Here is a 22,951-nt window from a genome sequence, read left to right as displayed (position 1 = left end):
GCGACTGCGGCCGGAATCACATCGAGGATCCGACCGGAATTGTGCTTCCGGTTCTGCTGGTCGGCGTGCGGTCGACTGGTGGGCCAAGTGGGGCATAGCCGGGCAGAGCGGGCGGATTTGAGGGGTCCTCACCTCACCTTCGCGGCCAGCTCCTTGAAGCCCGTCCAGTCCAGGGCCGGTTTCCGGGGGTCCCAGAGTTTCTGGGCGACCGCCCGCAGCGGCAGCCGCACGCCCCTGGCGACCTGGGCCTGCGTCTGCGCGTTGTGGTAGTCGCACCACACCGCGAGCTGCCCGCCGGTGATCTGCGCGTCGTAGCGCGCCGGGACGGCGTCGGAGTGGCGCAGGACGCGCGGGGTCCACTCGTCGTAGATGCGGCGGCCGGTCGGGTAGCTGAAGGTGTTGGGCTCGCCGAGCACGTAGTAGAGGTACTCGTCGTTGACGTTCAGGACCGTGCGGCCCTCGCGCAGGTACTCCAGCGGCTCGCGCGCGCCGAGCTCCTTGCCCGTCCAGTACGCGACCTCGCGGGACTTCGGGGCGTCGACGGTCCCGCCCGCGAAGTAGCCGTCGTTCCACGCCCGGAGCTGCGACTTGCCCTTGCGCCGGACCGTCGCCGCCCGGTCGTTCAGCCAGCTCGTGGCCAGGTCCTGGACCCGGGCCCGGGGGCCGTGCTTGGCCCGCGCCGCGCGGGTGAGCTGCGGGTACGTCGCCTCCGGGTCGGAGACCGTGAGCGCCCGGTACTCGTCGCCGCCCAGGTGCCAGTACGACCCGGGGAAGAGGTCCGCGTACTCGGCCAGCAGCTCGTCGACGATCTTCGCGGCCTCGGGGTTCGCGATGTCCACCGCGCCCCGCGAGGGCTTCCCGGAGACGCTGCGCAGCTGGAGGCCGGGGTGCGCGGCGATGACCGCGCCCAGGTGGCCCGGCGAGTCGATCTCGGGGACGACGCGGATGTGCCGGGAGGCGGCGAGCGCGACGATGCGGCGGATCTCGGCCTTGGTCAGGCGGTCCTCGGAGACGATCTCGGGGTGCGTGGCGGACTCGATGCGGAAGCCCTGGTCGTCGGAGAAGTGCAGGCCGAACTCGTTCAGCTTCAGGTCGCCCATCTCGCGGATGCGGTCCTCGATCCAGGCGGCGTCGAAGTGCTTGCGGGCCGTGTCGAGGGCGAACCCGCGCTTGGGCTTGGCCGGGGCGTCCCTCAGCACGCCCTCCGCGAGCCCGCCGCCGGAGCGCACGGCCTGCTTGAGCGTGCGGGTGCCGTAGAAGACGCCCGCCTCGTCGCCGCCGGTGATGCGGACCTTTCCGCCGGAGACGGTGACGCGGTACGACTCCGGGGCCCCGGGCGGTCCCGCGGCGGGCATGGCCAGCTCCACGTCGCCGGGCCGGGCGGCGACGCCCTGCGCGTACGGCTTCCCGAGCTCGTCGGCGAGCAGCCTGCCCTCGTCGGCCAGGGCCCTCTCGCTGCCCGCCGCCACGACCACCCTGGTGGTGGCGGTGGGCCGCCAGCCGGGGCCCTCGGCGGCCCGCACGTCCCGGACGAAGGGGATGGTGCGAGGCGGCCCGGTCACCGGACGGGCCCGGGAGGCCGCCGGGGCGGGCGGCTTCGCGTCGTCGCCCACGGAGCCGGGAACGTCCGGCGGGCCCGGCGAGGCGGGGGCGGCCGGGCCGGACGCGGTCGCGGGGGGTCCCGCGGGCTCCGGGGACTGCGGCCAGGCGGCCACCGTGACGGTCGTCGCCCCGGCGATCACCAGGGCCGCCCCGGCCACCAGGGCGCCGCGCGGTGTCCGGCGCGCGGCGCGGTGGGCCGGAGTGCGGTGCGCGCCTGTACGCCCCCCGTGCGCGTCCGGAGCTCCCGCGTCCAGTGGCTCTCGGGAATCGTTCATCCGTGCCCAACTTTCGCTCGTGTCACAAACCGCACCGAACCCACCCGAAAGTACGAGCTTCCGGGGCCTGAACCGTCTATCGCACGCACATAAACCCTCTCGTTCGGATGAAATTCGTGCATTCGTCGGACACTTCTCTCCTGCCGTGGCTAGCGTTGACCGCTCCCGCCACAGGATCCGATCCGGACCGATCCGGCCGGCGGCCGTCGGCCGCCGCCCGCCCAAGGAGTCACGCTGTACCCCTCCGTCTTCCTTACAACGAGCGGCCGTGGCGGCCCGGCACACCCGACCCCCCTGGAGCGGTTCAACGCGGCCCCCGCGCGCACCGCCGAGGCCGCGCTGCTCACCTGCTGCCGCAGCCGCCGGTGGGCCGGGCGGCTCGCCGCACACCGCCCCTACCCCGATCTGGACGCGCTCCTCGCCGCCGCCGACGAGGCCTCGTACGACCTCTCCTCCGCGGAGATCGCCGACGCCCTGGCCTGCGAGACCCCGCCCCGCCCGGCCGCCGACACGCCGCCCGCCGCGCACACCGCGCTGCGGGCCGCGCACGCCGCGTACGAGAGCCGCTTCGGGCACGCCTTCGTGATCTGCCTGGACGGTGTCGCGCCGGGCGAGCAGCTCGACCAGGTGCTCGCCGGAATCCGCTTCCGGCTGGGCAACGAGCCGGACGAGGAGCGGGCCGTGGCCGCCGACGAGCTCCGGCGGCTGGCCCGCGGGCGGCTCGCCCGAACCGTACATGAGGTGCATTTCGACCAGGGCGGGGCGACGGAGGGCCCCGATAGCCCGTCCGTGGCCGTTTGACTGCCTGTTTGATCACACCGGAGGCCCCCGCGCGAGGGAACCGACAACTCGTCGCTACGATGACCGGGGCCGGTGGACCGTACCCGGCCGGGTCTGACCGACAAACCAAGCCGGCCGACCCCAATCCCCGCTCCCGGAGGGTATTTCCGTGCCGGCTGGAACGCTGTATCGCGGCCGGGAAGGCATGTGGTCCTGGGTGGCTCATCGAGTCACCGGCGTCCTCATCTTCTTCTTCCTGTTCGTACACGTCCTCGACACCGCTCTCGTCCGCGTCTCTCCCGAGGCGTACGACGACGTCGTGGCCACCTACAAGACCCCGCTCGTGGCCTGCCTCGAGTACGGCCTTGTCGCCGCCATCCTGTTCCACGCGCTGAACGGCCTTCGGGTCATCGCCGTGGACTTCTGGTCCAAGGGCCCCCGCTACCAGAAGCAGATGCTCTGGACCGTCATGGGCGTCTGGATCGTGCTGATGGTCGGCGCCCTGTACCCCGTGCTCGGTCACGCCGTACGCGAAGTCTTCGGGAGCTGAGTCAAAACATGTCCGCTGAGACCTCTTCCGCAGGCGTCGGCCCCGTCGAGGGCGTCACGCTCTACGACGCCGACAACCCGGCGCCCGTCATCGAGCCCCCGCGTAAGCGCACCTCGAAGACCCCGCGCACCACGCGCACCAACTTCGAGCTGTACGGCTGGCTGTTCATGCGCCTGTCCGGCATCGTGCTCGTCGTCCTCGTCCTCGGCCACCTCCTCATCCAGCTCGTGCTGGACGGCGGTGTCTCGAAGATCGGCTTCGCCTTCGTGGCCGGCCGCTGGGCCTCGCCGTTCTGGCAGGCCTGGGACCTGATCATGCTGTGGCTGGCCATGCTGCACGGGGCCAACGGCCTGCGTACCGTCATCAACGACTACGCGGAGAAGCCGAACACGCGCTTCTGGCTGAAGAACCTGCTGTACACCGCCACGGTGTTCACCGTCCTTCTGGGCACGCTGGTGATCTTCACCTTCGACCCGAACATCCGCTAGGCCCGGGGCTGAGGCAACCAAGATGAAGATTCACAAGTACGACACCGTCATCGTCGGCGCCGGTGGCGCGGGCATGCGCGCGGCCATCGAGTCGACCAAGCGCAGCCGCACCGCCGTCCTGACGAAGCTCTACCCGACGCGTTCCCACACGGGCGCCGCGCAGGGCGGCATGGCCGCCGCGCTGGCGAACGTGGAGGAGGACAACTGGGAGTGGCACACCTTCGACACGATCAAGGGCGGCGACTACCTGGTCGACCAGGACGCCGCCGAGATCCTGGCGAAGGAGGCCATCGACGCGGTCCTCGACCTGGAGAAGATGGGCCTGCCGTTCGGCCGTACGCCCAGCGGCCAGATCGACCAGCGCCGGTTCGGCGGTCACTCCCGCAACCACGGCGAGGCCCCCGTCCGCCGGTCCTGCTACTCGGGCGACCGCACCGGCCACATGATCCTCCAGACCCTCTACCAGAACTGCATCAAGGAGGGTGTGGAGTTCTTCAACGAGTTCTACGTCCTCGATCAGCTCATCGTGGAGGAGGACGGCGTCAAGAAGTCCGCGGGCGTCGTCGCGTACGAGCTGGCCACCGGTGAGATCCACGTCTTCCAGTCCAAGGCGGTCATCTACGCCTCGGGCGGCACCGGCAAGTTCTTCAAGGTGACCTCCAACGCGCACACCCTGACCGGTGACGGCCAGGCCGCGTGCTACCGCCGCGGGCTGCCGCTGGAGGACATGGAGTTCTTCCAGTTCCACCCGACGGGCATCTGGCGCATGGGCATCCTGCTGACGGAGGGCGCCCGCGGTGAGGGCGGCATCCTCCGCAACAAGGACGGCGAGCGCTTCATGGAGAAGTACGCGCCGGTCATGAAGGACCTCGCGTCCCGTGACGTCGTGTCCCGCTCCATCTACACGGAGATCCGTGAGGGCCGCGGCTGCGGTCCCGAGGGCGACCACGTCTACCTCGACCTCACGCACCTCCCGCCGGAGCAGCTCGACGCCAAGCTGCCGGACATCACCGAGTTCGCGCGCACGTACCTGGGCATCGAGCCGTACACGGACCCGATCCCGATCCAGCCGACCGCGCACTACGCCATGGGCGGCATCCCGACCAACGTCGAGGGCGAGGTCCTGGCGGACAACACCACCGTCGTCCCGGGCCTGTACGCCGCCGGCGAGGTCGCCTGCGTCTCGGTGCACGGTGCGAACCGCCTGGGCACCAACTCGCTGCTGGACATCAACGTCTTCGGCAAGCGGGCCGGCATCGCCGCCGCCGAGTACAGCCACGGGAACGACTTCGTCGAGCTGCCGGAGAACCCGGCCCAGCTCGTCGTCGACCAGATCGAGCGGCTGCGCAACTCCACCGGCACCGAGCGCGTGGCCGCGCTCCGCCTGGAGCTGCAGGAGACGATGGACGCCAACGTCATGGTCTTCCGCACCGAGCAGACGATCAAGACGGCCGTCGAGAAGATCGCCGAGCTGCGCGAGCGCTACCTGAACGTGTCCGTCCAGGACAAGGGCAAGCGTTTCAACACCGACCTCCTGGAGGCCGTCGAGCTGGGCAACCTGCTCGACCTGGCCGAGGTCATGGCGGTCTCGGCGCTGGCGCGCAAGGAGTCCCGCGGCGGTCACTACCGCGAGGACTTCCCCACCCGCGACGACGTCAACTTCATGCGCCACACCATGGCGTACCGCGAGGTCGCGGCCGACGGCACCGAGTCGATCCGGCTCGACTACAAGCCGGTCGTCCAGACCCGCTACCAGCCGATGGAGCGTAAGTACTGATGGCTACCCCGACGATGGACAAGGTGGAGAAGGACGGCAAGGGCGCGCCCGAGCCCGGCTTCGCCGACTCTCCGTACATCAAGGTCACCTTCCGGATCCGCCGCTTCAACCCCGAGGTGTCCGAGGACGCCGAGTGGCAGGACTTCGAGGTCGAGATGGACCCGAAGGAGCGTGTCCTCGACGCCCTCCACAAGATCAAGTGGGACCAGGACGGCACGCTGACGTTCCGCCGCTCCTGCGCGCACGGCATCTGCGGTTCGGACGCCATGCGGATCAACGGCAAGAACAGGCTCGCCTGCAAGACGCTGATCAAGGACATCAACCCGCACAAGCCGATCACGGTCGAGGCCATCAAGGGCCTGACGGTCCTCAAGGACCTGGTCGTGGACATGGACCCGTTCTTCCAGGCCTACCGCGACGTGATGCCCTTCCTGATCACCAAGGGCAACGAGCCGACCCGTGAGCGTCTGCAGTCCCCCGAGGACCGCGAGCGCTTCGACGACACCACCAAGTGCATCCTGTGCGCCGCGTGCACGTCCTCGTGCCCGGTGTTCTGGAACGACGGCCAGTACTTCGGCCCGGCGGCGATCGTCAACGCGCACCGCTTCATCTTCGACAGCCGTGACGAGGGCGGCGAGCAGCGGCTCGAGATCCTCAACGACAAGGACGGCGTGTGGCGCTGCCGCACCACGTTCAACTGCACCGACGCGTGCCCGCGCGGCATCGAGGTCACCAAGGCGATCCAGGAAGTGAAGCGTGCGCTGATCACGCGTCGCTACTGATCCCCGGTCGGACACGAGAAGGGCCCCGGCCCCCGGTGATCACCGGGGGCCGGGGCCCTTCTCGTGCTTCCGCGGCCGTCACAGCCGGCTGAGCTCCCACAGACGCCAGACGCCCGTGCCGTCGGAGAGGTACTCCGCGCCGCCCACCTTGCCGTTGCTGAGGATGTAGTCCTTGGTCTGCCACAGCGGGACCAGCGGGACGTCCTTGGCGACGATCTTGTGCATCCTCTTGAAGTCGTCGACGGTGGACCCGCGGTCGGACACGGCCTGGGTCCGGGTGATCAGCTTCTCGATCTCCGGGTTCTCGTAGGCGCTCGCGTTGGAGTTGTTCTTGCCGACGAGGGGCTGGCTGTAGTTGTCCGGGTCGGGGAAGTCGGCGACCCAGCCGACGTTGTACGCGTCGAACCTGGCGCCCTTGTAGTCCTTCTGGAACGCCTCCCACTCGGCCTTCTCGACCAGCTTGACCGAGAAGAGGCCGCCCGCCTCCAACTGCTTCTTCAGCTCCTGGGCCTCGGCCCGGGACGAATCGCTGGCGAAGTAGCCGAGGGTGAAGGAGACCGGGGCCGTCAGGCCGGCCTCCTCCAGCGCCGCCTTCGCCCGCTTCGCGTTGGGCCGGGAGGTGACGTCGAAGAAGGGGGTGCTGTGGCCGACGATGCCCTTGGGGATGGCGTCGTACAGCGGCTCGACCGTGTTGTGGAAGACGTCCTGCGCCAGCTTCGGCCGGTCGATGAGGAGGGCGACGGCCCGGCGCACGTTCACGTCGTGGAACTTCGACTTCTCGCGCACGTTGAAGACCATGTTGCGGGTCTCGGTGGCGTCGACCTCGCTGATGCGCACGTTGGCCTCGCCGGGCTTGAGCTTGGCGAGCATCTCCGGGGGGAGCTGGCGATAGGTGAGGTCGATCTCCTTGGCCTCCCAGGCGGCCTGGAGGTCCGTGGACGCGTCGTAGTAGTGCACGTCGATGGGGCGGCCGGTCTTGGCCACCGACCCCTTGTAGGCCGTGTTGGGACGCAGCCGCGCGATCTCGCCGTTCTTGTACTCCGCCATCGCGTACGGTCCCGAGCCGTCGACGGCGCCGCCCTTGCGCTCCTTGTCGGCCGGGTACTTGGTGCTGTCCACGATGGACCCGGCGCCGGAGGCGACCTTGAACGGGAAGGTGGAGTCGCCGGACAGCAGGTTGAACGTGATCTTCTGCCCCTCGACGGTCACCGACTTCAGCGAGGACAGCAGCGAGCGCGGGCCGACGTCCATGCCGTTGCGCAGGATGCGGTCGAAGCTGAACTTCACGTCCGCCGGAGTGAGCGGCTTGCCGTTGGCGAAGGTGAGGTCGGTGCGCAGCTCGCAGGCGTACGTGGTGAGCTTCGCCCCGACGAATCCGCAGCTCTTGGCCGCGTCCGGGGTCGGCGTCACCGAACCGGTCTTGAGGGTGAGCAGCGACTGGAAGACGTTGCTGTACAGGGCCCAGGAACCGGCGTCGTACGCGTAGGCCGGGTCCAGTGACGACGAGGCGTCCGTCGTGCCGATCCGGATCGCGGGGCCCTGGTCGCCGTCCGAGGGGAGGAGCATCCACCCCCCCACCGCTGCGGCTGCCACGACCACGACCGTCGCCCCGACCCGCAGGCGCACGGAACCCATCAACCGCATTGTCTTGCTCTCCTTGCACTACCCCCACCCAGGGGCAGACGGAAAACCAACACGCCCTACCCCACGATTCATTCACCTAATCACACGAATTAGAGCGACGGAAGGGGCGAATCTTTCGCAAGTGGTCACAGATGCAGGACAACTCGTCGTGATGGGACAGTCGGACGGGCAGGTCGGCGGGTCGGCGGGTCGGCGGAACGGCGGGTCGGCGGGTGTCCGTTCAGGCCTCGTGGGAGGCCAGCCGGACGACGGTGATGTCGGAGCGGGCGCCGACCCGGACCGGCGGGCCCCAGGCGCCCGCGCCCCGGGTGACGTAGAGCTGGGTGTCGCCGTACCGCTCCAGGCCCGCGACGGTGGGGTTGGCGAGGGCGGCGACGAGGTTGCCGGGCCAGAGCTGGCCGCCGTGGGTGTGCCCGGAGAGCTGGAGGCCGACCCCGTGGCGCACGGCCTCGTGGATCTGGACGGGCTGGTGGGCCAGGAGGACCGAGGCGCGGGAGCGGTCGCGGTCGCCGAGCGCCCTGGCGAAGTCCGGCCCCTGGCCGAAGGCTTCGCCGCCCACGTCGTTGACCCCGGCGAGGTCGAAGCCGGCGATCTCGACGCGGTCGTTCTCCAGCGGGTGCAGGCCGAGTTCGCGGAGGCGGGCCAGCCAGGGGGCGGCGCCCGCGTAGTACTCGTGGTTGCCGGTGACGAAGAACTGGCCGTGCCTGGCCCGGAGTCGGCGCAGGGGTTCGGCGGCGTCCCTGAGGTCCTCGACGGTGCCGTCGACCAGGTCGCCGACGACGGCGATCAGGTCGGGCTGGGTCGCGTTGACGGCGTCGACGACGCGCTGGGTGTGGGCGCGGCCGAGGACGGGCCCGAGGTGGATGTCGCTGACGACGGCGATCCGGAAGCCGTGGGCGGCGCGGGGAAGCCGGCGGAGGGGGACGGTGACGTGGGTGGTGCGGGGGCCCTTCAGCACGGACCGGGTGCCGTACGCGACGGTGCCCAGGGCGGCCGCCGATGCGGTGCCGGCGAGCGCCCGGGAGACGACGAGCCGCCGCCCGGGCGCACCGGCCTCCGGGCGGGGCGGTGCGGCCCCGGACGCGGCCTCCTCCCGGTGAACCGGAGCGGCGGCGTGCGGCTCTTGGGCCCGGGGGGCCGTCGCGGCGGCGCCGTGCGGCTCGCGGGCCCGGCGGCGGAGCAGGAGCGGGCGCAGGAGCTCGGCGGCCAGCAGCGCCAGGGTCAGATAGAGCAGGACCGCCAGCCACAGGTAGCCCGGCCAGGCCAGGACCTGCTGGAGCCGGAAGGGGAACCCGGCGCGGCCGGAGACGAACGCGGAGACCGAGAGGAGGGGCAGCACGGTGAGCGCCGCCGCACCGGCGCGCCGGACCCGCCGGCCCCGCGCGCCCGGCGGCGCCGTGTCGCGGACCACGCGTTTCCAGACGTACCAGTGCACCGCCCCCAGCAGCAGAAACAGGCACAGGACGAACACAACGACCACGACGACCCTCACCAGGTGTGCCGGATTCTGCCGGACGAACCCTCAAAATACCCGTGAGCACGATCATGGGACCGGCCGGGCGACGACACCCGGCCCGGGACGCAAGCCCCGCCGAGTCCCCTACGCAGGAGTCCGCGAACCTTGACCACGTTCACACTCCGCCCCCCTGTGCGCGCCAGCGAGGCGGTGGCCGCCGGACGGCAGCGGGAGCGAATACGCGTCGCGGCTGTCGCCGTCGGCTGTGTCGCCGTATGCCTGCTGATCGGGCTCCAGCGGTTCCGCCAGCTCCAACTCGGGGGGTTCGACCTGGGGTTGTTCGACCAGGCGATAAGGGCCTACGCGCGTTTCGAGCTGCCCCGGTCGCTGATAAAGAGCGTGCATCACGGATTTCCGCCGGAATTCTCCCTGCTGGGGGATCATTTCTCGCCGGTCCTCGCGCTCGCGGCCCCGTTCTACTGGCTCTGGGACGATCCCCGGGTGCTGCTTCTCGTGCAGTCCCTGCTCTTCGGCGCGGGAGTTCCGGTCGTGGCCCGGCTGGTGCGCCGGGAATGCGGGAAGGCGGTCGGTCCGCGTGCGCTCTCCTGGCTCGTGCTGGGATTCTGTCTGGTGTACGGGTGCGGGGCCGCGCTCTTCTACGCGAGCCGCGCCGGTTTCCACGAAGTCGCCTTTGCCGTACCGCTGTTCCTGCTGCTCTTCGAGCGGGCGCGGGCGCGGGCGTACGGGCGGGCGACGGCGGCGGCCCTGCTGCTGTGCCTGACCAAGGAGGACCTCGGGCTGTCCGTCGGGATCTTCGGCGCGGTGCTCGCGCTGCGGGCGCACCGCGCCGGGGACCGGGCGGGGGCGCGGGCCGGCGGGGCCCTGCTGGTGCTCGGGCCGCTGGCGTCGCTGGCGGCGATCGTGGTCGTCATCCCGGCGATGGGCGGGGACGCCCGGTTCTACTGGCAGTACAGCGAGCTGGGGGCGAGCGCGAGCGAGGCGCTCGTCCATGTCGTCCTGCACCCGCTGGACACCCTGCGGGCGGCGCTCACCCCGTCGGCGAAGGCCCTGCTCCTGCTGTGGACGTTCGGCTCGCTGCTCTTCCTGCCGCTGCGGTCCGCGCTTACCCTGTGCGCCCTGCCGCTGCTCGCCGAGCGCGTCTTCTCGGACAACGGGAACCACTGGCAGGCCCTGCACCACTACGGCGCTTTCGTCTGGCCGATCCTGGTCGCCGCGTCGATCGAGACGACGGGGAGAATAGCCCGCGGGTGGGAGAGGGAAAGGGCCGCAGCGGCGGCGAAATGGGCCGCCGGTCTCGCCGCCGGAATCACCCTCTTCGGTGTCCTGATATCGGGTTCCTGGCACATCGTGCTGCCCAGTCACTGGCAGCGTGACGCCCATCAGGAGGCGGCGCTGACCGCCGTGGGGAGAATTCCCGACGGAGTGACCGTCGAGGCCGACAACAATCTCGCCCCGCGCCTGACCCGGCGTACCCGCGTGATGATTCTCGACCTCCTGCCGAGAAACGCGGAATGGGTCCTCCTGGACACCACGAGAAAGGCGTTCCCGTTCCCCGACGCACAGGCCCAGAAGGACCGGCTGCGGCTGCTCCGCGCGTCCGGTTACACCGTCGCGTACGAGTCCCGGGGCGTCGTCCTGCTGCGTCGCGCCTCCCCCGGCGTCGTCGTGCCGGGCAGCGTCGAGCAGGGGCGCGGCGACCTGCCGGGGCACGACACGGCGGACATCAGGGTGTTCGGCTGACTCACCGGGCGCCGGTGGCCTTTTCCCGCCGCAGCGCGCGCACCGAACGGAACCCGATCGCGCCGATGCCCGTCCCCAGAAGGAAAGACGTCACGGCGAGCAGCAGATGGACCCAGAAGTACGCCGTCGGGTCACCCGCGTCGTCGAAGGCGAGGCCGCTCCCGTCCGCGACGAGGTTCTTGACGAAAGTGATCCAGATGAACCAGCTCCACACCCCGAAGGCGAGCAGGAACCAGGAGAGGGTGCGGTTGAGCTTCATGGGTCCAGTATCGCCGTCCACGGCGACGGCCGAGGTGAGGGGGGATGGGCTGTCCCGGCGGAGCTTGCGGCGGGTCCGGCGCACGGTGGCCGTGTCCACAGGCGCGCACGGTACGTTCACGTCCGTGTCTGCCGTGAAAAGGACCGCTGTCGCGGTCGTCTCCGCCGCCCTGCTGGCCCCCGCGCTGCTCCTCGCTCCCGCGGCCCAGGCCGCCCCGGACCCGAAGTCCGACGACAAGCCGAAGCCCCCGGCGCGGATGTCCTCGGTCGGCGGCGAGCGGCTGGGCAGAGCGGGCGTCCAGGTCAACCTCGGCCCCGGGGTGCCGGTGCTGCCCCAGGGACTGTCCGCCCGGTCGTGGATCGTCGCGGACGCGCAGACCGGCGAGGTGCTCGCCGCGCAGAACGCGCACTGGCGGCTCGCCCCGGCGTCCACCCTGAAGATGCTCTTCGCGGACACGGTGCTGCCCAGGCTGCCCAAGGACCAGGTCTACCAGGTGAAGCCGACGGACCTGGAGGGGCTGGGGGCGGGCGGCAGCGCGGTCGGGGTGAAGGAGAACCACACGTACAAGGTCCACGACCTGTGGCTCGGCGTGTTCCTGCGGTCCGGCAACGACGCCGTCCGGGTCCTGTCCTCGCTGAACGGCGGCGTCGCCAAGACCGTCGACGACATGAACGCGCACGCCCGCGACCTCCAGGCGGTCGACACCACCGTCGTCTCGCCGGACGGATACGACGCGCCGCGCCAGGTCTCCAGCGCGTACGACCTCACGCTGATCGCGCGGTCCGGCATGCAGAAGAAGGACTTCCGGGAGTACGCCGCGACGGTGCGGGCGGACTTCCCCGGTGAGCAGGGCGAGGACGGCAGGCGCGGCTCGTTCCGGATCGAGACCACCAACCGGCTGATGACCGGCCAGGGCGGGGTCACCCCCTACCCCGGCATCGCGGGCGTCAAGAACGGCAACACCACCCACGCCGGCGCCACCTTCACCGGGGTCGCCCAGCGCGGCGAGCGGGTGCTGCTGGTCACCGTGATGAACCCGCAGTCGGGCGAGAGCCAGGCGGTCTACCGGGAGACGGCCAGGCTGCTCGACTGGGGCTTCCAGGCGGCCGGGAAGGTCAAGCCGGTCGGCGAGCTGGTCGCCCCGAAGAACGTGGACACCGGCGCGCAGGCCGCTCCCCCGGCGCCGAAGGCCAAGCAGCCGCCGACCCGGCTGGCCGCCGCCGAGGAGACCTCCAGCGGGGCCGGCATCGCGCTCGCGGTGGCGGGCGCGGCGCTGATGGTGCTCGCCGGCGCGGTGTTCCTGGTCAACCGGAAGTGGCCGGTGCCGGCGCTGGCCCGTCGCCGCCAGGACTGACGCCGGCGGGTTCGACGCCGCTGCGGGCGGGGCCGTCGGCGTGCGGCGCCGCCGTCCAGGCGGCGCAGCACAGCATCAGCTTCGCCGTGAAGTTGATCCACAGCAGCAGGGCGACGGGGACGCCGAAGGCGCCGTACATGCTCTTGGAGGCGACGCCGCTCATGTAGCCGCCCAGCAGCATCTTCAGGAGTTCGAAGCCGACCGCGCCGATGAGCGCCGCCACGACGAGCCGGCGGCGCTCCGGCTGCACGCCGGGCAGCAGCGTCAGGACGTACAGCAGGAGCAGGAAGTCCGCGCAGACGGCGACCAGCAGGGCGGCGATCCGCAGCAGGACGCCGCCCGCGCCGTCCTCCGGGATGCCGACCGCGCGGGCCGTCCAGCCGACCGCGGACGAGCCCACGGTGGAGGCGGCCAGCGAGCCGAGACCGGTGAGGCCGAGACCCGCGAGGACCACGGCGTCCTTGGCCTTGCGCAGGACCGGGTTGCCCTCGTCGACGTCCTCCAGGTCCCACACCACGCGCAGGCACTCGCGCATCGAGCCGACCCAGCCGATGCCGGTGAAGAGCAGCAGCGCACCGGCGACGAGGCCGACGGTTCCGGCGTTGTCGATCAGGGCGTCGATGTTGAGCTGGTCGGAGATGCCGGGGACCTGCTCGGCGATGCTCTTCTTGATCTGGGCGATCTGTTCCGGGGTGAGCACCGCGGCGCTGATCGCGGCGCCGACCGTGATCAGCGGGAACAGCGCGAGGAAGCTGATGAAGGTGATCGCCGCGGCGAGCCTGCTCCACTTCGCCCGGTCCAGGGTCTCGTACGTGCGCCAGACGTGGGTGCCCATCAGGCGCGTGATCCACGGCCCGATCACCGGGAGGTTCTTCAGCCAGTCCATGATCTTTGTGTACCCGCCTGCTCTCAGTTACGGAAAACCAGTGTGCGGGTACCCCAAAACCGCAGGCAGGTCGCCAACGCCATGCCGACGAGTGAACCGGGGACGGTGTCGGCGCGCGGGGAGGTGAGGCCGACGGCGGCGAAGGAGCCGAGCTCGGCGAGGTCCGGCGGGCGCGGGCTCACAGCTCGGCGACCGCCAGCGCGTACAGCACCGTCCAGACCAGGCCGGTCAGGAGCAGGCCGCGGTCGCGCAGGACGACGTCCTCGGGGGCCCCGGCGGCGCCCCGGTCGGCGAAGACGGCGTACCGGAGGATGCCGGCGATGTAGGCGATCATGGACAGTTCGCGCCAGGGGAGGAGGCCGCCGTGGGCGGCGCCGCCGCGTTCCATGGCCCACAGGCAGTAGCCGAGCAGGGTGACGCCGGCCGCGAGCTGCCAGACGAAGCGCAGGTAGCCGGTGGTGTATTCGCCGATCAGGGCGCGGGTGCTGCCCCTGTGCGGGGTGTCGGCGAGCTGGACGGCCTCGGAGTAGCGCTTGGCGGCGACCATGAACAGCGCGCCGAAGCCGGTGGTGATGAGGAACCAGCGGGAGAGCGGGATGCCGAGCGCGATGCCGCCGATCATGGCGCGCATCAGGAAGCCGCTGGTGACGACGGTCAGGTCGAGCACGAGGACGTGCTTGAGGCGCAGGCAGTACGCCATCTGCATCACGACGTAGCCGGTGAGCAGGGCGGCGGTGGGCGGGTTGCAGAGGAGGGCGGCGGCGGTGGGCGCGGAGACCGCCAGGAGCGTGCCGACGGCGTGGGCGAGGGGGACGGGGACCTGTCCGGCGGCGACGGGACGGCGGCACTTGACGGGGTGGGCGCGGTCGGCCTCGACGTCGAGGGCGTCGTTGATCAGGTAGACGGCGGAGGCGGCGGCGGTGAACAGGACGAAGACGATGCCGAGCTGGATCGCCGAGCGGGCGGAGAGCAGCTCTCCCGCGGCGGCCGGGGCGGCCACCACCAGGCCGTTCTTGATCCACTGCCGGGGGCGGGCGGTGCGCAGCAGGCCCAGCGGGAGGGCGAGCGGGCGCCGGGCGCCGCGCTGCGGCGGGAGGGCGGGGGCGGCGCGGCGGCCCCGCTGTTTCTCCAGGAGCGGGATGACGGTGCGGTCAGCCACGGAGGGCCTCCCGCAGCGGGCCCGCGGTGGGGCGTGCGGCGGGGCGTGCGGCGGGGCGTGCGGTCCACCTCGGCGGGCCCGCGGCACGGGAGATCCCCTTCAGCGGGTCCGCGGCGGCGCGGGCGGCCGCCCTGGCCGTCAGCCACCTCGCGCCGAGCCCGGCGGTGAGGCCGCCGAGGGCCGCGCCCGCGGCGACGTCGCTGGGGTAGTGCACGCCGACGACCAGGCGGGAGACGCACATCGCGGCGGCCAGCGGCGGGACGACCTGCCGGCCGAACGGGCCGAGCGCGCCGAGGGCGACGGCCGCGGCGGCCGCCGAGGTGGCGTGCGAGCTGGGGAAGGAGTGCCGGCCCAGGGTCCGCACCAGGGGCCGGCGTCCCGGGAGTTCGGGGCGCGGGCGGCGCACGGCGCGCTTGACCCCCATGCTGGCCAGGTGGGCGGCGCCGATCAGTGCCGTACCGCGCAGCCAGGCGCCGCGCCGGTCGCGGTCCAGGCCCGCGCCGAGGAGTCCGGCGGCCAGCCACAGCGCGCCGTGCTCGCCGCTGAGGGACAGGGCGCGGGCGGCGGCGGCCACGCGCGGGTCCGTACCGCAGTCGCGCAGCGCGGACAGCAGACGGTGCTCCACTTCTCGCATGGTCATCCCCAGACATCGGTGCGCGTGGCCCGGAGGGGCGCACATCAGAGGAGACTCTTGTCGGGAAAACACCCCTATGCACGGCATTCCGCGGTGACACTCGGTCAACCACCCATTCCGCCGAAACGGTGCATATCTCCGCCAGTGCCCGCGTAGGGGGCTATAACGTCACGCCCATGGCTGACCACACCACGCTCTCCGTCGACTCCTTCGCCTCCGTGACCGGCTGGGGGCGCACCGCCCCCACGACCGCCCTGGTGGTGCGTCCGCGCACCTACGAGCAGGCCGCGGCGGCGGTACGGGGCTGCGGGGCACGCGGCTCGATCGCCCGGGGCCTCGGCCGGGCGTACGGGGACGCGGCGCAGAACGCGGGCGGCTCGGTCCTGGACATGACCGGCCTGAACCGCATCCGCAGCGTCGACGCGGACGCCGGGATCGTGGTGTGCGACGCCGGGGTGAGCCTGCACCGGCTGATGGAGGTGCTGCTGCCGCTCGGCTGGTTCGTGCCGGTGAGCCCGGGCACCCGTTACGTCACCGTCGGCGGGGCGATCGGCGCGGACGTCCACGGCAAGAACCACCATGTCTCCGGCGGCTTCTCCCGGCACGTGCGCTCGCTGCGCCTCCTGCTCGCGGACGGCGAGGTGCACGAGGTCCGCCCCGGCACCGACCTCTTCGACGCGACCGCCGGCGGCATGGGCCTGACCGGTGTCATCCTCTCCGCGAAGATCCAACTGCTGCCCGTCGAGACCTCGTTGATGTCGGTGGACACCGAGCGCGCCGCCGACCTCGACGACCTGATGACCCGGCTCACCGAGACCGACCACCTCTACCGGTACTCCGTCGCCTGGATCGACCTGCTGGCCCGCGGCGCGGCCATGGGCCGCTCCGTCCTCACCCGCGGCGACCACGCCCCGCTGGACGAGCTGCCGCCGCGCGCCCGCCGCCACCCGCTGGCCTTCCGTCCCGGCCGGCTCCCGGGAGCGCCGTCGTTCGTGCCCGAGGGGCTGCTGGGCAGGAAGTCCGTCGGCCTCTTCAACGAGCTCTGGTACCGGCGGGCCCCCCGCTCCCGGACCGGCGAGCTCCAGCGCATCCCGGCCTTCTTCCACCCCCTGGACGGCGTCCCGCACTGGAACCGGATCTACGGCCGCGGCGGCTTCGTCCAGTACCAGTTCGTCGTCCCGCACGGGCAGGAGGAGGCCCTGCGCCGGATCGTCGGCCGGATCTCCCGGCGCGGCTGCCCGTCCTTCCTCGCCGTGCTCAAGCGCTTCGGCGCCAGCGACCCGGGCTGGCTGTCCTTCCCGGTGCCCGGCTGGACGCTCGCCCTGGACATCCCGGCGCACCTGCCCCGGCTGGGCGCCTTCCTCGACGGGCTGGACGAGGAGGTCTGCGCCGCCGGCGGCCGCCTCTACCTCGCCAAGGACTCCCGGGTGCGCCCCGAGACGCTCGCCGCGATGTACCCGGAGCTGGACCGCTTCCGCGCCCTGCGCGCCGCACTCGACCCGCACGGGGTCTTCACCTCGGACCTCTCCCGCCGCCTCTCCCTCTGACCCGTTCCAGGAGCCCCACCATGAAGGACGCCTTCGGCGCCCCGCAGTCCCTGCTCGTCCTCGGCGGCACGTCCGAGATCGCGCTCGCCACCGCCCGCCGCCTCATCGCCCGCCGCACCCGCACGGTGTGGCTGGCGGGCCGCCCCTCCCCCGCGCTGGACGCCGCCGCGCACCGGCTTCGCGGCCTGGGCGCAGAGGTCCGCACGGTCCCCTTCGACGCCCTGGACAGCGCCGCGCACGAGGAGGTGCTGGGCAAGGTCTTCACCGAGGGCGACATCGACATGGTGCTCGTCGCCTTCGGGCTGCTCGGCGACCAGACCCACGACGAGGCCGAGCCGATGGCCGCCGTCCGGGTCGCCCAGACCAACTACACCGGCGCGGTCTCCGCCGGTCTGGTCTGCGCGAACGCCCTGCAGAGCCAGGGCCACGGCTCGCTGGTCGTGCTGTCCTCGGTCGCGGGCGAGCGGGCCCGGCGGGCGAACTTCATCTACGGCTCCAGCAAGGCGGGCCTGGACGCGTTCACCCAGGGCCTCGGGGACGCGCTGCACGGGACGGGGGTGCACGTCATGGTCGTACGCCCCGGATTCGTACGGACGAAGATGACCGAGGGCATGGCGGAGGCCCCCCTCGCGACGACGCCGGAGGCCGTGGCGCGGGCCATCGAGACGGGGCTGCGCAGGCGTGCGGAGGTGGTGTGGGTGCCGGGGGCGCTGCGCGCGGTGATGTCGGCGCTGCGGCACGTGCCGCGTCCGCTGTTCCGGCGGCTGCCGGTGTAGTGCCGGGCCGCCGGCGCGGGGCCCTAGTGGAGGGCGGGCGCGTCGTGGGGCAGGCCCTGCGGGGGGACCTCGCCCGCCGCGCCGCCGCCGAAGGCGTAGTCGCACAGCTTGCGCCAGACGCCGTCCGCGCCCTGCTCGTACAGGGCGAAGGATTCGCAGGACCACTCGGCGGCGTACGTGGACAGCTCCTCGTACGCCCGGTCCATGCCCTCCTCGGTGATGCCGTGGGCGACCGTCACGTGCGGGTGGTAGGGGAACTGGAGCTCGCGCACCAGCGGCCCCGACGTGTCCCGCACCCGCTTCTGGAGCCACGCGCACGCGGACGCGCCCTCGACGACCTTCACGAAGACCACCGGCGACAGCGGCCGGAAGGTGCCCGTGCCCGCGAGCCGCATGGGGAACGGCTGCACGGACGCCGCGACCGACGCCAGGTGCGCCTCCACCGCCGGCAGGAGTCCGGCGTCGATCCCGGTCGGCGGCAGCAGCGTGACGTGGGTAGGGATGCCATGAGCGGCAGGGTCCCCGAAGGCCGCGCGCCGCTCCTGGAGCAGGCTGCCGTACGGCTCCGGGACCGCGATCGAAACGCCGAGCGTTACGGTCCCCACGTCGTTCTCCTCAGTCGTCGGTGCGAGTTCGGTGCCCGCCGGTGCCGGCGGGCGGGGGCGGCTGCGCGAACGAAGCCGTCGCAGTGCAGTGTGGCGGGCGCGCGGCCCGGGGGCCAGAGTCCAAGGTCCGGGGCCTGCGGGACATGCGTCCGCCACCGCTGCGAACGTGACGAATCAGTGCTTTGCGGGCAGGAAGCCGATCCGGTCGTAGGCCTGGGCGAGGGTCTCGGCGGCGACCGCGCGGGCCTTCTCGGCGCCCTTGGCGAGGATCGAGTCCAGCGTCTCCGGGTCGTCCAGGTAGGCCTGGGTGCGCTCCCTGAACGGCGTGACGAACTCCACCATCTGCTCGGCGAGGTCGGTCTTGAGCGCGCCGTACATCTTGCCCTCGTACTCCTTCTCCAGCTCGGCGACCGGCCTGCCGGTGAGGGTGGAGGAGATGCTGAGGAGGTTGGAGACGCCGGGCTTGCCGACCGGGTCGAAGCGGATCACCGTGTCGGTGTCGGTGACGGCGCTCCTGACCTTCTTCGCGGTGGCCTTCGGCTCGTCCAGGAGGTTGATGAGGCCCTTGGGCGTGGACGCCGACTTGCTCATCTTGACGGTGGGGTCCTGGAGGTCGTAGATCTTCGCCGTCTCCTTGAGGATGTACGGCTCCGGGACGGTGAAGGTCTCGCCGAGGCGGGCGTTGAAGCGCTCCGCGAGGTCGCGGGTCAGCTCGATGTGCTGGCGCTGGTCCTCGCCGACGGGGACCTGGTTGGCCTGGTAGAGCAGGATGTCGGCGACCTGCAGGACGGGGTACGTGAAGAGGCCGACGGTGGTGCGGTCGGAGCCCTGCTTGGCGGACTTGTCCTTGAACTGGGTCATCCGGGACGCCTCGCCGAAGCCGGTGAGGCAGTTCATCACCCAGCCGAGCTGCGCGTGCTCGGGCACATGGGACTGCACGAAGAGGGTGCAGCGGTCCGGGTCGAGGCCCGCGGCCAGGAGCTGGGCGGCGGCGAGGCGGGTGTTGGCGCGCAGCGCGGCGGGGTCCTGCGGGATGGTGATGGCGTGCAGGTCCACGACCATGTAGAAGGCGTCGTGCGTCTCCTGCAACGCCACCCACTGGCGCACGGCGCCGAGGTAGTTGCCGAGGTGGAACGAGCCTGCGGTGGGCTGGATGCCGGAGAGCACACGGGGTCGAGAGGCCATGTTCATCATTCTCTCAGGTGGCGGACCCGATCCCGCCGGGTGGTCGCGCCGCGCGTCTCGCGGCCTCGGGGGGCCGCCGGGGGCCGCCGGGGCGCCGGGCCGGCTCGTCGGCGTGGGAACGACGGTTCGAGCGGAGGAGGCGCGGCGGGCGGCAAGGTTTCCGGGGCCGCGCCGTGACCGACGATAGAAAGGGGCGCCGTCCGCACCTCGCGCGGGACGGCCGTATCCGCACCCGACGATCGGAGTTCCCGTGTCGACAACGGAGGCCACCACGAACACCACGGACGCCACCGCCACGACCGCCACCGCGGCGGCCATCGCCTCGGCGGAGGCGCACAGTGCGCACAACTACCACCCGCTGCCCGTCGTCGTCGCCTCGGCGCAGGGCGCGTGGATGACGGACGTCGAGGGGCGCCGCTTCCTCGACATGCTCGCCGGATACTCGGCGCTCAACTTCGGGCACGGCAACCGCCGGCTGCTCGACGCGGCGAAGGCCCAGCTCGAAAGGGTGACGCTGACCTCGCGGGCCTTCCACCACGACCGGTTCGCCGCGTTCTGCGACGAGCTGGCGGACCTGTGCGGCATGGAGATGGTGCTGCCGATGAACACTGGCGCGGAGGCCGTCGAGACCGCCGTGAAGACCGCCCGCAAGTGGGGCTACCGGGTCAAGGGCGTGCCGGACGGGCGGGCCAGGATCGTCGTCGCCTCGGACAACTTCCACGGCCGTACGACGACGATCGTCAGCTTCTCCACGGACCCCGAGGCGCGCGCGGACTACGGCCCGTACACGCCGGGCTTCGACATCGTGCCGTACGGGGACCTGGCGGCGCTGGCCGAGGCGGTCACCGACGACACGGTGGCGGTGCTGCTGGAGCCGATCCAGGGCGAGGCGGGGGTGCTGGTGCCGCCGCCGGGCTACCTGGCGGGGGTGCGGGAGCTGACGACGGCCCGCAACGTGCTGTTCGTCGCGGACGAGATCCAGTCGGGGCTGGGCAGGACCGGGAAGACCTTCGCCTGTGAGCACGAGGGCGTGGTGCCCGACGTGTACGTCCTGGGCAAGGCGCTCGGCGGCGGGGTGGTGCCGGTGTCGGCGGTGGTGTCGTCGCGGGCCGTGCTCGGGGTGTTCAGGGCGGGCGAGCACGGTTCGACGTTCGGCGGCAATCCCCTGGCGTGCGCCGTGGCCCTCGAAGTCGTCGCGATGCTGCGCACCGGCGAGTACCAGCGGCGGGCCGCCGAACTGGGCGATCACCTGCACCGCGAGCTGAACCTGCTGGCCGGCGGGGGCGCGGTGCGGGCGGTGCGCGGGCGCGGGCTGTGGGCGGGCGTCGACATCGACCCGGCGCTGGGCACCGGCCGGGAGATCTCGGAGCGGCTGATGGAACGCGGGGTGCTGGTGAAGGACACCCACGGGTCGACCATCCGGATCGCGCCGCCGCTGGTGATCGGCAAGGAGGAGCTGGACTGGGGGCTGGACCAACTGCGGGCGGTGCTCGGCGGATAGCGCGCGTCAGAGGATGACGTGGGGCAGGAAGCGGGCGTACTCGTCCGTGACCAGCCCCGCGGACTCCCGGATGCCGAGCCCCGCGGCCTCGTCCTCGACGACCCAGGCGCCGAGCACGGTGCGGTTGCCGTCGAAGTCGGGGAGCGGGGCGAGCTCCTGGTAGCAGACCTTCTCGGAGGTGGCGGGCGGCGGCGCGGAGCCCGGCTCGTGGACGGTGACTCCGGCGCCCTCCCTGCCCAGCAGCGGCTTGGCGACGTAGCCCGTCTCCCGCGCCAGTTCGCGGGGGCCGTCGAGGTGGGCGGCGAGGAGGTTGGGGTGGCCGGGGTAGAGCTCCCAGAGGACGGCCAGGAGCGCCTTGTTGGACAGCAGCATCTTCCAGGCGGGCTCGATCCAGCAGGTGGTGCCGGTGCCGCCGCCGTTGTCGAGGGTGGCCAGCACGTGCGGGCCGAAGCGGTCGGTGGCCAGCCACTCCCACGGGTAGAGCTTGAAGCAGCTGCGGATGAAGCGGAGCTTCTCGTCCACGAAGCGGCGGGAGAGGCGGTCCCAGCCGATCTGCTCGACGGAGATCGCCTCGGTGCGGATGCCGGCCTGCTCGGCGGTCTCGCGCAGGTACGCGACCGTCATCAGGTCCTCGCCGAGCTCGTCGCCGTCGGAGTGGGCGAAGTGCAGCGGGCCGGGCGGCAGGAGGCGGGCCTGCTTCCTCCAGGCGTCGACGAGGCGCTCGTGCAGGGAGTTCCACTGGTCGGCGCCGGGGAACAGCTCCTCCATCCAGAACCACTGCGGGCTCGCGGCCTCGACCAGGGAGGTGGGGGTGTCGGCGTTGTACTCCAGCAGCTTGGCGGGGCCGGCGCCGTCGTAGCGGAGGTCGAAGCGGCCGTAGAGGGAGGGCAGTTCGGCGCGGCGGCGCCAGGACTCGGCGACCAGCTCCGCGAGCCGGGGGTCGGTGATGCCGAGGTCGGCGAAGCGGTCGGTCTCGACGATGTGGGCGGCGGCGGCGAGGCACATGGCGTGCAGCTCCTCGACGACCTCTTCGAGGGCTTCGACCTCGGGGAGGGTGAAGGAGTAGTACGCGCTCTCGTCCCAGTAGGGGCGGAGGGTGTCGTCGGGGTAGCGGGTCAGGGGGTAGATGACGCCCTGCTCCTCGACGATGCGCTGCCAGTCGGGGCGGGGGGTGGTGGTGTGACGTTGCATGGCGGGGCCTTCGACGGGGGCGGGGCGGGGGTGGCGGCGGGCCCCGTCGCCCGAGGGGGCCGGGGGAAGGGGCGGGCGGCCCCGCCGCCCAGGCGGGCGGGGGGCGGCCCGGAGGGCGGGTCAGCCGCCGCCGGAGCCCGAGCAGCCGAAGCCGCCGCGGTCGACGGCCTGCTTGTCGAAGCTGCCGCCGGACACGCGCTGGTTGCTGACGCTGCCGCCGTAGTAGTACGCGCCGTGGCGGGCGGCGGTCCCGCTGCCGCCCTTGCCGTCGTCGTCGTCGCACTCGTAGCTGGGCAGCTCCTTGTGCGTGACCGGGTCGACGCAGCGCCGGTCCGGTTCGTCACCGCAGGAGGTGAGGGTCAGGGCGAGCACGCCCATGCCGCCGAGCACCACCGTGCTGGACCTCAGTCGTCGCCGTCGCCCTGCCGCTGCCATGCCCGGCCCACTCCCCCGTGTTCGATACCGCACGCCTGACTGTCTCGGATCGTCGACAGACTAGAGGGCTGCGGGGCCGGGAGGAACGGCGGAGCCGGGACCGGGGGGATTTGCCCCGGTGGGGGTGGGTGGCGGCACGGACACAAGGGATGGTTTATCCTTCACCTATGCGCGGGCTCTTCACCCCGCCTCCTCATGCCGCCCCGGCCGGTCTCCCCCGTCCGGCCGGGGCTTCTGCTTCCCGCCGTTTCTGCCGTTTCTGCCGTTTCTGCCGTTCCCGCCGCGCCCGTACGCGTCGTGCGCG

General features: G+C 72.0%; 21 protein-coding genes and 1 pseudogene. 10 read left to right on the top strand and 12 right to left on the bottom strand.

The genetic code is table 11. From position 1 onward, the window contains the following. Nucleotides 1-128: 128 nt before the first annotated feature. Nucleotides 129-1,877, bottom strand: a complete 1,749-nt coding sequence (locus ACZ56L_RS20125) for a beta-N-acetylhexosaminidase (protein WP_471065380.1) — start codon at nucleotides 1,875-1,877, stop codon at nucleotides 129-131. Between the two features lie 234 nt (nucleotides 1,878-2,111). On the opposite strand from ACZ56L_RS20125, the gene ACZ56L_RS20120 reads away from it, so the two are divergent. The 5 genes from ACZ56L_RS20120 (at nucleotide 2,112) to ACZ56L_RS20100 (ending at nucleotide 6,254) form a co-directional block, all read left to right on the top strand. After that, nucleotides 2,112-2,678, top strand: coding sequence for a 2-oxo-4-hydroxy-4-carboxy-5-ureidoimidazoline decarboxylase (locus ACZ56L_RS20120; protein WP_380837333.1), 567 nt, complete (start codon nucleotides 2,112-2,114; stop codon nucleotides 2,676-2,678). 148 nt (nucleotides 2,679-2,826) lie between these two features. Next, on the top strand, nucleotides 2,827-3,207 hold the full coding sequence (gene sdhC, locus ACZ56L_RS20115) for a succinate dehydrogenase, cytochrome b556 subunit (RefSeq protein ID WP_345228808.1): 381 nt from the start codon (nucleotides 2,827-2,829) through the stop codon (nucleotides 3,205-3,207). 8 nt (nucleotides 3,208-3,215) lie between these two features. After that, nucleotides 3,216-3,695, top strand: coding sequence for a succinate dehydrogenase hydrophobic membrane anchor subunit (locus tag ACZ56L_RS20110; RefSeq protein WP_345228809.1), 480 nt, complete (start codon nucleotides 3,216-3,218; stop codon nucleotides 3,693-3,695). Nucleotides 3,696-3,717: 22 nt separating this feature from the next. Then, a complete protein-coding gene (gene sdhA, locus ACZ56L_RS20105) occupies nucleotides 3,718-5,472 on the top strand; it encodes a succinate dehydrogenase flavoprotein subunit (protein WP_345228810.1) in 1,755 nt (584 codons plus the stop codon). Then, nucleotides 5,472-6,254 (top strand): succinate dehydrogenase iron-sulfur subunit, encoded by a 783-nt coding sequence (locus ACZ56L_RS20100; protein WP_345228811.1) that lies wholly within the window; start codon nucleotides 5,472-5,474, stop codon nucleotides 6,252-6,254. Before sdhA ends, ACZ56L_RS20100 begins: the two co-directional genes overlap by 1 nt. 78 nt (nucleotides 6,255-6,332) lie before the next feature. Here the strand turns inward: ACZ56L_RS20100 and ACZ56L_RS20095 are convergent, their stop codons facing one another. After that, a complete protein-coding gene (locus tag ACZ56L_RS20095; RefSeq protein WP_345228812.1) occupies nucleotides 6,333-7,889 on the bottom strand; it encodes an ABC transporter substrate-binding protein in 1,557 nt (518 codons plus the stop codon). Nucleotides 7,890-8,118: 229 nt separating this feature from the next. Next, nucleotides 8,119-9,390 carry a metallophosphoesterase gene (locus tag ACZ56L_RS20090; RefSeq protein WP_471065377.1) on the bottom strand — a complete coding sequence of 424 codons (1,272 nt, stop codon included), beginning with the start codon at nucleotides 9,388-9,390 and terminating at the stop codon, nucleotides 8,119-8,121. 129 nt (nucleotides 9,391-9,519) lie between these two features. Between ACZ56L_RS20090 and ACZ56L_RS20085 the strand changes: the two genes are divergently transcribed. Further along, a complete protein-coding gene (locus tag ACZ56L_RS20085) occupies nucleotides 9,520-11,115 on the top strand; it encodes a DUF2079 domain-containing protein (protein ID WP_471065375.1) in 1,596 nt (531 codons plus the stop codon). Between the two features lies 1 nt (nucleotide 11,116). Here ACZ56L_RS20085 and ACZ56L_RS20080 read toward each other — a convergent pair whose 3' ends face one another. Beyond that, nucleotides 11,117-11,374: an SCO4848 family membrane protein gene (locus tag ACZ56L_RS20080; protein WP_345228815.1), complete on the bottom strand. Its 258-nt coding sequence runs from the start codon at nucleotides 11,372-11,374 to the stop codon at nucleotides 11,117-11,119. A gap of 124 nt (nucleotides 11,375-11,498) precedes the next feature. Here ACZ56L_RS20080 and ACZ56L_RS20075 point away from each other — a divergent pair, with 124 nt between their 5' ends. Further along, nucleotides 11,499-12,728, top strand: coding sequence for a D-alanyl-D-alanine carboxypeptidase family protein (locus tag ACZ56L_RS20075; protein WP_471065372.1), 1,230 nt, complete (start codon nucleotides 11,499-11,501; stop codon nucleotides 12,726-12,728). Here the strand turns inward: ACZ56L_RS20075 and ACZ56L_RS20070 are convergent. From ACZ56L_RS20070 to ACZ56L_RS20055, 4 genes and pseudogenes are all read right to left on the bottom strand, one after another. Further along, the gene (locus ACZ56L_RS20070; protein ID WP_345228818.1) at nucleotides 12,679-13,614 is read right to left on the bottom strand and encodes a YihY/virulence factor BrkB family protein; all 936 of its coding nucleotides are present in this window, start codon (nucleotides 13,612-13,614) and stop codon (nucleotides 12,679-12,681) included. The genes ACZ56L_RS20075 and ACZ56L_RS20070 overlap by 50 nt on opposite strands. Before the next feature lie 23 nt (nucleotides 13,615-13,637). Then, a pseudogene (locus ACZ56L_RS20065) lies at nucleotides 13,638-13,760 on the bottom strand (GtrA family protein); the annotation flags it as partial. A gap of 32 nt (nucleotides 13,761-13,792) precedes the next feature. Further along, a complete protein-coding gene (locus ACZ56L_RS20060) occupies nucleotides 13,793-14,746 on the bottom strand; it encodes a decaprenyl-phosphate phosphoribosyltransferase (RefSeq protein WP_471065710.1) in 954 nt (317 codons plus the stop codon). A gap of 19 nt (nucleotides 14,747-14,765) precedes the next feature. Continuing rightward, nucleotides 14,766-15,398, bottom strand: a complete 633-nt coding sequence (locus ACZ56L_RS20055) for a phosphatase PAP2 family protein (protein ID WP_468691771.1) — start codon at nucleotides 15,396-15,398, stop codon at nucleotides 14,766-14,768. Nucleotides 15,399-15,583: 185 nt separating this feature from the next. On the opposite strand from ACZ56L_RS20055, the gene ACZ56L_RS20050 reads away from it, so the two are divergent. Beyond that, nucleotides 15,584-16,954 (top strand): FAD-binding oxidoreductase, encoded by a 1,371-nt coding sequence (locus ACZ56L_RS20050; protein ID WP_401756600.1) that lies wholly within the window; start codon nucleotides 15,584-15,586, stop codon nucleotides 16,952-16,954. Nucleotides 16,955-16,974: 20 nt separating this feature from the next. After that, nucleotides 16,975-17,730 (top strand): decaprenylphospho-beta-D-erythro-pentofuranosid-2-ulose 2-reductase, encoded by a 756-nt coding sequence (locus tag ACZ56L_RS20045; RefSeq protein ID WP_345228821.1) that lies wholly within the window; start codon nucleotides 16,975-16,977, stop codon nucleotides 17,728-17,730. Between the two features lie 23 nt (nucleotides 17,731-17,753). Here the strand turns inward: ACZ56L_RS20045 and ACZ56L_RS20040 are convergent, their stop codons facing one another. Beyond that, entirely contained in the window at nucleotides 17,754-18,335 is a 582-nt protein-coding gene (locus tag ACZ56L_RS20040; RefSeq protein WP_471065367.1) for a 2'-5' RNA ligase family protein, read from the bottom strand. Between the two features lie 174 nt (nucleotides 18,336-18,509). Continuing rightward, nucleotides 18,510-19,520: a tryptophan--tRNA ligase gene (gene trpS, locus ACZ56L_RS20035; RefSeq protein ID WP_345228823.1), complete on the bottom strand. Its 1,011-nt coding sequence runs from the start codon at nucleotides 19,518-19,520 to the stop codon at nucleotides 18,510-18,512. 250 nt (nucleotides 19,521-19,770) lie between these two features. Between trpS and rocD the strand changes: the two genes are divergently transcribed. After that, nucleotides 19,771-21,021, top strand: coding sequence for an ornithine--oxo-acid transaminase (gene rocD, locus ACZ56L_RS20030; protein ID WP_468691763.1), 1,251 nt, complete (start codon nucleotides 19,771-19,773; stop codon nucleotides 21,019-21,021). 6 nt (nucleotides 21,022-21,027) lie between these two features. Here the strand turns inward: rocD and ACZ56L_RS20025 are convergent, their stop codons facing one another. Both ACZ56L_RS20025 and ACZ56L_RS20020 read right to left on the bottom strand, forming a co-directional pair. Continuing rightward, nucleotides 21,028-22,212: a glutathionylspermidine synthase family protein gene (locus tag ACZ56L_RS20025; protein ID WP_401756606.1), complete on the bottom strand. Its 1,185-nt coding sequence runs from the start codon at nucleotides 22,210-22,212 to the stop codon at nucleotides 21,028-21,030. A 120-nt stretch (nucleotides 22,213-22,332) separates the two neighbouring features. After that, nucleotides 22,333-22,647, bottom strand: coding sequence for a hypothetical protein (locus ACZ56L_RS20020; protein WP_345228825.1), 315 nt, complete (start codon nucleotides 22,645-22,647; stop codon nucleotides 22,333-22,335). Nucleotides 22,648-22,951: the final 304 nt, after the last annotated feature.

The sequence above is a fragment of the Streptomyces sp. NPDC039736 genome (assembly GCF_055596485.1).
The sequence above is the reverse complement of the archived record's forward strand: the minus strand, read 5'-3'. Positions and strand labels throughout refer to the sequence as shown.